We start from the raw sequence: 11,860 nt of genomic DNA on the forward strand, positions 1-11,860 counted from the left end.
GTGTCCGATCTGTCTCGTATCCGGGTCCTGGACAGCCCGAGGCTATGGGTCACCAGTGTGACGTCACTGTGACGGAGGCTGCAGAGCAGGTGGTTTCTCCCTGTTCACCCGCTAGTCTTGTCCGCTAAGACCAGGGGCGCTCAAGGCTACGGACTAGCAAGAAGGCGGTGTGGCGATGAGCCTGGACCTGCTCGTACTCACTTCCGAGGCGGAAGCCACCGCAGTCCTTCCAGCCCTGGACCTGCTTCCGCACACGGTACGCGTCCGCGCACCGGAGGTGACCGCGCTCCTCGACGCGGGCCACCGGGACGTCATCCTGCTCGACGCGCGCACCGACCTCGCGTCGGCCAAGAGCCTCTGCCGCCTGCTCAAGGGCACCGGCGACGACGAGGGCAGCACCCCGATCATCGCGGTCATCGGCGAGGGCGGCCTGGTCGCGGTCAGCGCCGAGTGGCGCACCGACGACATCCTGTTGCCCACCGCGGGCCCGGCCGCGGTCGACGCCCGGCTGCGGCTGGCGACCACCCGCGACGGCGGCGCCACCCAGGTGGACACCGAGCTGCGGGTCGGCGACCTGGTGATCGACGAGGCCACCTACACCGCGCGCCTGCGCCGCCGCACCCTCGAACTCACCTACAAGGAGTTCGAGCTGCTCAAGTACCTCGCCCAGCACGCCGGCCGGGTCTTCACCCGCGCCCAGCTGCTGCAGGAGGTCTGGGGCTACGACTTCTTCGGCGGCACCCGCACGGTGGACGTGCACGTGCGGCGGCTGCGCGCCAAGCTCGGCCCCGAGCACGAGCAGATGATCGGCACCGTGCGCAACGTCGGCTACAAGTTCGAGCGCCCGGCCAAGGCAGGCGCCAAGCCCGCCGTGACCTCGCTCAACTTCGACGCGAGCGAGCTGTCCACCGAATTCTCCACCCCCTGATCCGGGAGACCGTGCATCCGTGCTGACCGTGGTGTGGGTCGACGAGCTGGACGAGCGGACCACCCGCGAGGTCCGCGAGCTGCTGCTGGCCGCCCGTGAGGTGGACGGACGACCGGACGTGTCCCCCGGCGAGCCGTTGCCCGGGGAGTTCGCGTCCGGGCCGCACCTGCTCGCCCGTGCCGACGGCGTGCTGGCCGGGTACGCCCACCTGGACGTCTCCGGTGACGCGTTCGGCCGCCAGGTGGCCGAGCTGATCGTGCGGCCGGACTCTCGGCGCCGGGGCGTGGGCACCGAGATGCTGTCCGCGCTCGCCGACCGAGCCGGCGACGCGCCCTTGCGGATCTGGGCGCACGGCGACCACCCGGGCGCCGCGGCCCTGGCCGAACGAGCGGGCTTCTCGCGTGCCCGCGAACTGCTGGTCATGCACACCCCGGTCGACCCGGACTGGCCCGAACCCCGGCTGCCCGAGGGCGTCTCGCTGCGCACCTTCGTGCCCGGCCGGGACGAGCAGGCCGTCATCGAGGTCAACGCCCGCGCCTTCGACTGGCACCCGGAGCAGGGCCGGCTCACCGTCGACGACCTGCGGGCCGAGGAGGCCGCGGACTGGTTCGACGCGGACGGGTTCTTCCTCGCCGAAGACGGCGCGGGCAAGCTGCTCGGTTTCCACTGGACGAAGGTCCACCCGGCCAACCCGCGCCGCTTCGGTGGCCGGGAGACCGGCGAGGTCTACGTCGTCGGCGTCGACCCGGGCGCGCAGGGCGGCGGGCTGGGCAAGGCGCTGACCCTGGCCGGCCTGCGTTACCTCCGGGACCGCGGCCTGCCGCAGGTGATCTTGTACGTGGAGGGGGACAACGCGCCCGCGATCGCCGTCTACTCGCGGCTCGGCTTCGCCCGGCACGAGGTCGACGTCCAGTACGAACGGTGATCGCCGTTCCGTTACGTTAACCCTGCGCCAACCTTCCATCACGGATCGCGTACCCGCAGGTCACGGCCCGGACACGACGCCCGTTCGAGTGACGTTGTCCCGCTCACATTGGCGCCCTTGTTCACTTTGCGTTCATCTGTACAGAGGGGCACGTCCACCCGTGCTGCCTAATGTCCGGTTGCGACGAATGGCTTTCAATAGCTGGAGGACATGAAGTGAAGATCATGCGGCCGATGGGTGCTCTCGGCATCGCAGCGAGCGCTGCCCTCGTGCTCGCGGCCTGTGGCACGGACCCGGCCTCGACCGGCAACACCCAGACCTCGGGTGCGGCGACCGCGCCGACCGCGACCGCCAACGTCGAGTGCGGCGGCAAGTCGCCGCTGACCGGCGAGGGTTCGACGGCCCAGAAGACCGCGGTGGACATCTTCGCCCAGCAGTACACCAAGGCCTGCGCCGGCCAGATCGTGAACTACAACGCGACCGGCTCCGGCTCCGGCGTCAAGCAGTTCACCGCCAAGCAGGTCGACTTCGGCGGCTCCGACTCGCCGCTGAAGACCGGTGACGAGCAGACCAAGGCCAACGAGCGCTGCGCCGGTGGCGAGGCGTGGAACCTGCCGCTGGTCGTCGGCCCGGTGGCCATCGCCTACAAGCTGGACGGCGTCTCCTCGCTCACCCTGAACGGCGAGGTCGCGGCCAAGATCTTCAACGGCCAGATCACCAAGTGGAACGACCCGGCCATCGCCGCCCTCAACTCGGGCGTCAACCTGCCGGACAAGCCGATCCAGGTGTTCTCGCGGTCGGACGAGTCGGGCACCACCGACAACTTCCAGACCTACCTCGAGGCCGCCTCGAAGGGTGCCTGGACGCAGGGCACCGGCAAGGCCTTCAAGGGCGGCGTCGGCAACGGCGCCCAGGGCTCCAACGGTGTCGCCTCGGGCATCCGGGCCGCCGACGGCGCCATCGGCTACATCGAGTCGTCCTACGTCAAGGACGGCCTGAGCGCCGCCAAGCTGGACAGCGGCTCCGGCGCCGTCGAGCTGACCCCGGAGAACGTGGCCAAGGCGCTGGACGCCGCCACCTTCCGCACCCCGGGCAGCAACGACCTGGCCATGGACCTCAAGGCCATCTACGCCAGCAACACCCCGGGTGCCTACCCGCTGCTGCTGACCACGTACGAGATCGTCTGCTCGAAGGGCTACGACGCCGACACCGCCAAGGCGATGAAGGCGTTCCTGACCGTGGCGGCCACCACCGCCCAGCAGCCGATCGCCGAGAAGGGGTTCGTGCCGCTCCCGCAGTCCCTGCAGGAGAAGGTGCTGACCTCGATCAAGGCGATCTCCTGAACGATCACCGCAACCCCTGATCGGTTTGCACTGAGTAACTGATGAGCGAGTCACTCGCAAAGGCGGACGCCCACCGGCGACACCGGTGGGCGTCCGCTTGCGTCTAGACCACTCCCGGAGGCCCCCGATTACGGCGCAACCACCGGCCACTGAGCGAACCCCCTCACTGGCCACACCGAACAAGACCGCGAAGGTGCGGCCGGGTGACCGCATCTTCAAGAACCTGAGCACCGGCGCGGGCATCTTCGTCGTCGCGCTCATCGCGCTGATCGGGATCTTCCTGCTGGTGCAGGCGATTCCCGCGCTGGGCGCGAACAACGCCAACTTCTTCACCTCCCGCATCTGGCACACCGGCGATCCGGCGAACCTCGAGTTCGGCATCCTGGACCTGCTGCTGGTCACCATCTACACGTCGCTGTTCGCGCTGGTGCTCGCGATGCCGATCTCACTGGGCATCGCACTGTTCCTCACCCAGTACGCGCCGAAGCGGCTGGCGCGGCCGTTCGCCTACGTCGTCGACCTGCTGGCCGCGGTGCCGTCGATCATCTTCGGCCTGTGGGGAATCCTGGTGCTGGCTCCGCAGCTGGCGCCGATCGCCCAGTGGCTCAACGAGACGCTCGGGTTCATCCCGATCTTCGGCACCGGCAACGTGTTCCCGAACTTCCAGGGCACCATCTTCACCGCGGGCGTGGTGCTCGCGGTGATGCTGCTGCCCATCATCACCTCGCTGTCCCGGGAGGTGTTCGAGCGCACGCCGACCGCCCAGGTCGAGGGCGCGCTGGCGCTCGGTGCCACCCGCTGGGAGGTCATCCGGACGACGGTCCTGCCGTTCGGCAAGTCCGGTTACATCGGCGCGTCGATGCTCGGCCTCGGCCGGGCTCTGGGCGAGACGATCGCGCTGGCCGTCATCCTCTACATCCCGGCGGGCAAGCCCTTCGACTGGAGCCTGTTCGACGGGGGCGCGACGTTCGCGTCGCAGATCGCGGCGAACTACGCCGAGTTCAACAACCCGAAGTCCGCCGGTGCCTACATCGCGTCCGGTCTGGTGCTGTTCGTCCTGACCTTCGCGGTGAACTTCGCGGCCCGGTCGATCATCGGCCAGCGGAAGGCGGACTGATGACCACGACACTGTCCGAGACCGAGCAGCTGGCCTCACCGCCGGCGTTCCAGCACGTCAGCACGGGCCGCAAGGCGAAGAACGCGCTGGCCACGGTGCTCGTGTGGCTGTCGTTCCTGATCGCCGTCGCGCCGCTGGTGTGGGTGCTCTACACGGTGATCGCGAACGGCATCAAGCGCATCCCGTACAGCAACTGGTGGGGCCAGGACTTCGGGTCGGTGCTGTCCGACGAGGTCGGCGGTGGTGTCCTGCACGCCATCATCGGCACGCTCGAGCAGGGCCTGATGTGCGCGATCATCTCGGTGCCGCTGGGCCTGCTGGTCGCCATCTACCTGGTCGAGTACGGGCGGAACACGCGGCTGGCCAAGATCACCACGTTCATGGTGGACATCCTCTCCGGTGTCCCCTCGATCGTGGCCGCGCTGTTCATCTACGCGCTGTGGATCACCACGCTCGGCCTGCCGCGCAGCGGTTTCGCCGTGTCGCTGGCCCTGGTCCTGCTGATGATCCCGGTCGTGGTGCGGTCCTCGGAGGAGATGCTGCGGATCGTGCCGGACGACCTGCGCGAGGCCTCCTACGCGCTGGGCGTGCCGAAGTGGAAGACGATCATGAAGATCGTGCTGCCGACGGCGCTGTCCGGCATCATCAGCGGGGTCATGATGGCGCTGGCCCGCGTCATGGGCGAGACCGCGCCGCTGCTGGTGCTCGTCGGTTACTCCGCGTACGTCAACTGGGACCTGTTCGGTGACAACCAGGCCTCGTTGCCGCTGCTGATGAACACCGAACGGGCCACGAACTCGATGGAACCGGGTAGCGTCGGTTTCGACCGCATCTGGGGCGCCGCGCTGACCCTCGTCCTCATCATCGCCCTCATCAACCTGATCGCCACGGTGGTCTCCCGCCTGGTCGCCCCGAAGAAGAAGTGAGCGTTCCGCTATGGCCAAGCGAATCGACGTCAAGGACCTCGACATCTACTACGGCAAGTTCCACGCCGTCGACAGCGTCACGCTGTCCGTGCCGCCGCGGAACGTCACGGCCTTCATCGGCCCGTCGGGCTGCGGCAAGTCCACCGTGCTGCGCACGCTGAACCGGATGCACGAGGTCATCCCGGGTGCGCGGGTGGACGGGCAGGTGCTGCTCGACGGTGAGGACATCTACGCGTCCTCGGTCGACCCGGTGCAGGTCCGCCGCACCATCGGCATGGTCTTCCAGCGGCCCAACCCGTTCCCGACGATGTCCATCCGGGACAACGTGGTGGCCGGGCTGAGGCTCGCCGGCACGAAGAACAAGAAGAAGCTCGACGAGATCGCCGAGCGGGCCCTGCGCGGCGCGAACCTGTGGAACGAGGTCAAGGACCGGCTCAACAAGCCGGGCGGCAGCCTCTCCGGTGGTCAGCAGCAGCGCCTGTGCATCGCGCGGGCCATCGCCGTGCGCCCGGACGTCCTGCTGATGGACGAGCCGTGCTCGGCGCTGGACCCGATCTCCACGCTCGCGATCGAGGACCTGATCGCCGAGCTGAAGAAGGACTACACCATCGTGATCGTCACGCACAACATGCAGCAGGCGGCGCGCGTGTCGGACCAGACGGCGTTCTTCAACCTGGCCGGCGTCGGCCAGCCGGGGCGGCTCGTGGAGATCAACGACACGGAGAAGATCTTCTCGAACCCGAACGAGAAGGCCACCGAGGACTACATCTCGGGCCGGTTCGGCTGATCTCTTTCGACGAGACCCCCTCGGCTGCCTCGCCGAGGGGGTCTCGTCGTGTCAGGGGGTTCCCGCCACCGGCAGCGCGACCGGGTCCGCCGGGGCGGTGAGGGTGGCCAGGAGCTGGAGCGCGGTCGCGGCGTCGGAGCCCGCGGGCGCGCTGTAGATCATCATGGTGAGGTCGGGATCGTCCGGGGCGCTCATCGCCACGTAGTCGAGCGCCAGCTCGCCGGCCCGGGGATGGGCGAACCGTTTGCGGCCGCGGGTCTTGCCGCGCACCCCGTGCCCGGCCCACAGGCGGCGGAAGTCGGCGCTGTGCAGGGAAAGTTCGCCCACCAGCTCGGCCAGCAGGGGATCGTCCGGGTGGCGTCCGGCATCGAAGCGGAGGTTCGCGACGGTGTCGCGCGCCTTGCTCTCCCAGTCGGGGTAGAGATCACGGGCCGCGTCGTCGAGGAAGACCAGCCGGGCCATGTTCCGCTCGGCCGCGGGCAGGGCGGGGAAGTCGGCGACCAGGACGCGGGCCAGATCGTTCCAGGCCAGCACGTCCAGGCGGCGTCCGATGAGGTAGGCGGGAACCGTGGTCAGGGCGTCCAGCGCCTGGCGCATCTCGGGACCGACCTGCTGGCGGCGGGCGGGCCGTTTCCGGGCCGTGGGCTGGGCGAGGTTGTGCAGGTGGGCGGTTTCGTCCGCGTCGAGGTGGAGCGCGCGGGCGACGGCGTCCAGGATGTCGGCGGACACGTTGCGGGCGCGGCCCTGTTCCAGGCGGGTGTAGTAGTCGACGCTCACGCCGGCGAGCAGCGCCAGCTCCTCCCGGCGCAGGCCCGGGACGCGGCGCCGCCCGCCGAAGGTGGTGGCACCGGCCTCCTCCGGGCTCAGGCGGGCGCGCCGGGTCTGGAGGAACTCGGTGAGCTGCTGTGCGCGGTCCATGGTTCCCAGTATCCGCGGGAACGGCGCCGCCGAGCCTGGTTCCGGCAGACCCAGGCTCGGCGAACCGCGCCTGGACGAAGCCCTGGGTCCGGGCGGGCGGGCGCCGCAGGATGGATCACGTTCACCCCGAGAGATCAGGAGTTTCCGCCATGTCGAACACCCTCACCATCATCGCCGGCTTCACCGCCAAGCCCGGGCAGGAGCAGCGCCTGCGCGACGAGCTGACCGCGATGATCGAGCCGTCCCTGGCCGAGGAGGGCTGCCTGGGCTACCAGCCCTACGCGCACCCGGAGGACCCCAGCCGGATGATCATCGTCGAGGAGTGGGCCGACAGCGCCGCGCTCGACCACCACTTCTCGCTGCCGCACTTCGAGCACGTCGCAGGGGTTCTGGAGGAGATCCTCGCCGAGCCGTTCACCCTGCGCCGGTTGACCGGCGTTCCCGCCGTGGACTGACTGGGGACTCCGGGCACGTGAGGCAATTCGATGGGCGCTGTCGGTGGGTGCCGACAGCGCCGCCCGGGTCCTGGAGGACCTCCCGCGGACCGACCCGGGCAGCCCCGCCACGTGCGACGGAACCAGCGGGCACTGTCGGCGGGTGCCGCCTCCTCGCCCGGGCCCCTGGAAGACCAGCCTCCCCGCCGCGGACCGACCCGGGTGGCTCCCCACCACGTGAGGCGAAACCGGCGGGCACTGGCGGTGGGTGCCGACAGCGCCGCACTCGACCACCACTTCTCGCTGCCGCACGTCGCGCGGGGTCCTGGAGGACCTCCCGCAGACCGACCCGGGTGCCTCCCGGCACGTGCGACGGAACCAGCGGGCACTGTCGGCGGGTGCCGCCTCCTCGCCCGGGCCCCTGGAAGACCAGCCTCCCCGCCGCGGACCGACCCGGGTGGGTCCCCACCACGTGAGGGAAATCCGGTGGGAACTGTCGGTGGGTGCCGCTAGCGTCGAGGTCGTGGTTCAGGTTTTCGTGGACGGTGTCGGCGGGCGGTTGCCCAAGCCCCGGGTGCTCGCGGCCGCCGGGCGGGCCCTGGGGGCCATCCCGCCGCCGCTGCAGGTGCTGATCGGGATCGTCAGCGTGCAGGTGGGCGCCTCGCTCGCCAAGCAGCTGTTCGCGGTCGCCGGGCCGGCCGGCACGGTCACGCTGCGGTTGTTCTTCGCCGCGGTCGTGCTGCTGCTGGTGTGGCGTCCGGTGCTGCGGATGGGCCGCCGCGCGCTGCCGGTGGTCCTCGCCTACGGCGTCGTGCTCGGCGTCATGAACCTGACCTTCTACCAGGCGCTCGCGCGGATCCCGCAGGGCATCGCGGTCACCATCGAGTTCCTCGGGCCACTGGCGGTCGCGCTGGCCGGCTCGCGGCGCTGGATGGACGTGCTGTGGGCGATGGTGGCCGCAGGCGGTGTCGTGCTGCTCGCCGAGACGCGGGGCGACCTGTCGATGCTCGGCATCGTGTTCGCGTTGATCGCGGGCGCCTGCTGGGGGCTCTACATCCTGCTCAGCGCGTCCCTGGGCAAGCGCACCGAGGAGGGCAAGGGCCTCGCGCTGGGCATGGCCGTCGCGGCGGTCGCGGCGATGCCGGCTGGCGTGGTCGACAGCGGCACGAGCCTGCTGTCGCCGTGGGTGCTGCTCATCGGGCTCGCGGTGGCGCTGCTGTCGTCGGTCATCCCGTACTCGCTCGAGCTGGAGGCGCTGCGCAAGATCCCGCCGCGGGTGTTCGGCATCCTGATGAGCCTGGAACCGGCCGTCGCGGCGCTGTCCGGGCTGCTGGTGCTGGGGGAGGCGCTGCACCCGCTGCAGTGGCTCGCGATCTGCTGCGTGGTCGTGGCTTCGATCGGGGCGACCCGCTCGATCCGCGATGCGCCCTGATCAACCTCGGTAGGCTGGCCGCATGACCGTGCTCGACGAAGTCGGCCACTCAGCTGCGCTGCTTCGGACGCTCCAGCGCGAACTCATGGTCTACAAGTTCGGCATCGACGAGCTGATGACCAAGCTGCGCATCCTGTCCGAGGAGTTCGACTTCGCCAACCAGCACGACCCGATCGAGCACCTGGCGAGCCGCGTCAAGTCGCCCGAGGCGATCCTCGACAAGCTCGCCCGCAAGGGCATCGCGCCGAGCATCGAGGCGATCCGCGAGCACATCGAGGACGTCGCCGGCATCCGGGTGGTGTGCCCGTTCGTGCCGGACGTCTACCTGGTCGCCGAGATGCTCGGCCGCCAGGACGACGTCGAGATCGTCCGGACCAAGGACTACATCGCCGCGCCCAAGCCGAACGGCTACCGCAGCCTGCACCTGATCGTGCGGATCCCGGTGTTCCTGTCCGACCGGGTCGAGCGGGTCAAGGTGGAGATCCAGATGCGCACGGTCGGGATGGACTTCTGGGCGGCGGTCGAGCACAAGCTGTTCTACAAGTACGCCGGCACCGCCCCGGCCGACTTCGCCGACGAGCTACGCGCCGCCGCGGAGACCGCTGCCGACCTGGACGCGCGGATGACCGCCCTGCACCAGCGTCTGCAGGGCGGTCAGTCCTAGTCGCGTCAGAGGTCCTCGTCGTGGGCGTAGCCGGGCATCTTGCCGGTCGCCACGAACACCATCCGCTTGCCGACGGACACCGCGTGGTCGGCGAACCGCTCGTAGAACCGGCCGAGCAGGGTGATGTCGACGGCGGCCGCGACCCCGTGCTCCCAGTCCTTGTCCATGATCACCGTGAACAGGTGGCGGTGGATCTCGTCGACCCGGTCGTCCTCTTCCTCGAGCGCACGGGCGGCCTCGACGTCGCGGCTCTTGATGACGTCGGCGACCTTCTCCGCCAGGCGGACGTCCAGCTCGCCCATCTCGGCGAAGTACTTCCGCACCGGCTCGGGCAGCGTGGCCTGCGGGTGACGGCGCCGCGCCGCCTTGGCGACGTGCAGGGCCAGGTCGCCCATCCGCTCCAGGCTCTCCGCGGCGTGGATCACGGCCAGCACGGTTCGCAGGTCGGTCGCGACCGGCGCCTGCAGCGCCAGGAGGGCGTAGGCCTTCTCCTCGTTCTCGGCACGGGCGTCGTCGATCTTCTGGTCGTCGCCGATCACCTGCTCGGCCAGCGACAGATCCGCTTCGAGCAGTGCCTGCGTCGCCTTCTTCATGGCGGCCGCGGCCTGGAGCGACATGTCCGCCAGGTTCGCGGCCAGGTCTTCGAGTTCGACGTGGTAAGCCTCGCGCATGGCCTCACTCTACGACCCGTTCGGGGCAATCGCCGCATCGCGAAGTGAACCGGGCATGAACCGGGGCTAACGAGTTGTCACGAGTCCGACGAGCTCGAACCGGACGACTTCGACGAGCTCGGCGGCGGGGTCTGGGTCGCGCTCGCAGCCGCCTGCGCGGCCTCGTACTCGGGGGTGCCGGGCAGCGGCTTGTTGTCGATCATGGCCTGGAACAGTTCCTTGGACTTGGTCTCCAGGAGCACCTCGTTGCCGCGGGTGTTCGACTCGCCCGTGGTCGGCACGGTGAGGAACTTGAGCTTGCTGGTGTCCATGCCCTTCATCGACTGGGCCAGCGTGAGCATCTGGTCGACGCCGATGTTGTCGCCGAAGGTGGCGCGCGCGAAGGCGGTCACGAAGTTGGTGAGCTGGGTGGGGTCGGTGATGACGCCCTGTGACATGGCCTTCTGCAGCAGCGCGGTGAGGAACTCCTGCTGCCGCTTGATGCGGCCGTAGTCGGAGGTCAGGTCGCCCTGGACGTGGCGGGCGCGGACGTAGCTGAGGGCCTGGTCGCCGGAGATCGTGACGTCGCCGGTCTGGGAGATCACCATGCCGAGCACGGAGTCCTTGATCGGTTTGTCGACGTGCACGGTGACGCCATGCACGGCGTCGACCATGTCCTTGAACCCGCCGAAGTCGATGCCCACGAAGTGGTTCACGCGCAGACCGGTGAGCTGCTGCACCCACTTGGTGAGGCACTTCGGGCCGCCGATCGCGTACGCGGTGTTGAGCTTGACCTTGGTGGCGGCGCCGACGACCTCGCTGGAGTAGGTGCCGGTGTTGGCGTCGTAGCGCTCGCACGCGGGCCGGGAGATTTCCAGGTCGCGCGGGAAGGAGACGACGACGACGCGTTTCCGGTCGGCCGGCACGTGCGCGAGCATCACGGTGTCGGAGCGGGCGCCGCCGACCGCGTCCGCGTCGCCCACGTTCTCCTCGGCGGTGGCGCCGGCGCGGGTGTCGGAGCCGACGATGAGGAAGTTTTCGTCACCGGTCTGGCCGGCCGCGTTCTGGATGTCGGAGGAGTTCTCGTCGAGGGCGGCGATCTCGGTGAACTTGCTGTTGAACCAGGTCTTGGTGCCCCACAGGGCGCCGGTGGCGAGGAAGATCAGGCCGGCCAGCACGGCGCAGGTGATCCGGGTGATGCGGATGGAGCGATCGCTGCGGCGCTGTTTCTTCTCCTGCAGGCGGGTCTGGGGCGCGGCCTTCTCGCCGTCGTCGTCGGACTTCACCGGCGCGACGACGCGCTGCAGGCGGGTGCGGGTCTGCTCGATGAGGGCGACCGGGCGGGCGATGAACCGCTCGCGGCGCTCCTGGCGCTTGGCCTCCTCGGCGGCGAGTTCCTCGTGGGCGGCCGCGAAGCGGGCGAGGGTGTTGTCGATCTTGCGGCGGACCTTGGTGTGGTCGCCGACGGGTTCCAGCTCGTCGGTCATGGTCAGCCGGTCGGCGGGCGAGGTAGGCCGAGCCCGCGGCGGTCGGCGGGGGCCACCGGGGCGTTCGACGGGTTCACGGAGCTGGGTGGCACTCGCGTCGGCGGCCTCGGGATGCCCGGTGGAGCGGGTGGTGTCGGGGTGCCCGGCGGCGCGGCTGCCCTCGGGGTGCCCGGCGGCGCGGCTGCCCTCGGGGTGCCCGGCGGCGCGGTTGGCAGGCGGCGGCGTCCCGCGACGGTTGGCGGGCGGGGG

Annotated in this window: 12 protein-coding genes; 9 read left to right on the forward strand and 3 right to left on the reverse strand. The window is 69.9% G+C overall.

Going from position 1 to position 11,860, the window contains the following annotated elements; translation table 11 throughout:
- Positions 1–175: 175 nt before the first annotated feature.
- The 6 genes from D0D15_RS25960 to pstB all read left to right on the forward strand — a co-directional run bounded on the left by D0D15_RS25960 (position 176) and on the right by pstB (position 6,026).
- Positions 176–928, forward strand: coding sequence for a winged helix-turn-helix transcriptional regulator (locus D0D15_RS25960; protein ID WP_115944800.1), 753 nt, complete (start codon positions 176–178; stop codon positions 926–928).
- A gap of 19 nt (positions 929–947) precedes the next feature.
- The gene (gene mshD / locus D0D15_RS25965) at positions 948–1,853 is read left to right on the forward strand and encodes a mycothiol synthase (protein WP_094003176.1); all 906 of its coding nucleotides are present in this window, start codon (positions 948–950) and stop codon (positions 1,851–1,853) included.
- Positions 1,854–2,068: 215 nt separating this feature from the next.
- Positions 2,069–3,196 (forward strand): phosphate ABC transporter substrate-binding protein PstS, encoded by a 1,128-nt coding sequence (gene pstS, locus D0D15_RS25970; RefSeq protein ID WP_094003177.1) that lies wholly within the window; start codon positions 2,069–2,071, stop codon positions 3,194–3,196.
- A 193-nt stretch (positions 3,197–3,389) separates the two neighbouring features.
- Positions 3,390–4,313: a phosphate ABC transporter permease subunit PstC gene (gene pstC / locus D0D15_RS25975; protein ID WP_094003178.1), complete on the forward strand. Its 924-nt coding sequence runs from the start codon at positions 3,390–3,392 to the stop codon at positions 4,311–4,313.
- On the forward strand, positions 4,313–5,239 hold the full coding sequence (gene pstA / locus D0D15_RS25980; protein WP_094003179.1) for a phosphate ABC transporter permease PstA: 927 nt from the start codon (positions 4,313–4,315) through the stop codon (positions 5,237–5,239). Before pstC ends, pstA begins: the two co-directional genes overlap by 1 nt.
- A 10-nt stretch (positions 5,240–5,249) precedes the next feature.
- Positions 5,250–6,026: a phosphate ABC transporter ATP-binding protein PstB gene (gene pstB / locus D0D15_RS25985; RefSeq protein ID WP_094003180.1), complete on the forward strand. Its 777-nt coding sequence runs from the start codon at positions 5,250–5,252 to the stop codon at positions 6,024–6,026.
- A gap of 51 nt (positions 6,027–6,077) precedes the next feature.
- Here the strand turns inward: pstB and D0D15_RS25990 are convergent, their stop codons facing one another.
- Positions 6,078–6,944, reverse strand: coding sequence for a helix-turn-helix domain-containing protein (locus D0D15_RS25990; RefSeq protein WP_094003181.1), 867 nt, complete (start codon positions 6,942–6,944; stop codon positions 6,078–6,080).
- Positions 6,945–7,093: 149 nt separating this feature from the next.
- On the opposite strand from D0D15_RS25990, the gene D0D15_RS25995 reads away from it, so the two are divergent.
- The 3 genes from D0D15_RS25995 (at position 7,094) to D0D15_RS26005 (ending at position 9,474) form a co-directional block, all read left to right on the forward strand.
- Positions 7,094–7,399 carry a putative quinol monooxygenase gene (locus tag D0D15_RS25995; RefSeq protein WP_094003182.1) on the forward strand — a complete coding sequence of 102 codons (306 nt, stop codon included), beginning with the start codon at positions 7,094–7,096 and terminating at the stop codon, positions 7,397–7,399.
- A gap of 517 nt (positions 7,400–7,916) precedes the next feature.
- Positions 7,917–8,810 (forward strand): EamA family transporter, encoded by an 894-nt coding sequence (locus D0D15_RS26000; protein WP_094003185.1) that lies wholly within the window; start codon positions 7,917–7,919, stop codon positions 8,808–8,810.
- Between the two features lie 22 nt (positions 8,811–8,832).
- Positions 8,833–9,474 carry a GTP pyrophosphokinase gene (locus D0D15_RS26005; protein ID WP_094003183.1) on the forward strand — a complete coding sequence of 214 codons (642 nt, stop codon included), beginning with the start codon at positions 8,833–8,835 and terminating at the stop codon, positions 9,472–9,474.
- Positions 9,475–9,479: 5 nt separating this feature from the next.
- Here D0D15_RS26005 and phoU read toward each other — a convergent pair whose 3' ends face one another.
- Together phoU and D0D15_RS26015 are read right to left on the reverse strand one after the other, a co-directional pair.
- Positions 9,480–10,145, reverse strand: a complete 666-nt coding sequence (gene phoU / locus D0D15_RS26010; protein WP_017985796.1) for a phosphate signaling complex protein PhoU — start codon at positions 10,143–10,145, stop codon at positions 9,480–9,482.
- Positions 10,146–10,222: 77 nt separating this feature from the next.
- Positions 10,223–11,860, reverse strand: a 1,638-nt coding sequence (locus tag D0D15_RS26015; RefSeq protein WP_425266811.1) for an LCP family protein, incomplete at its 5' end; no start/stop codon positions are given.

Source organism: Amycolatopsis thermalba (genome assembly GCF_003385215.1).
GTDB classification, from domain to species: domain Bacteria; phylum Actinomycetota; class Actinomycetes; order Mycobacteriales; family Pseudonocardiaceae; genus Amycolatopsis_E; species Amycolatopsis_E thermalba.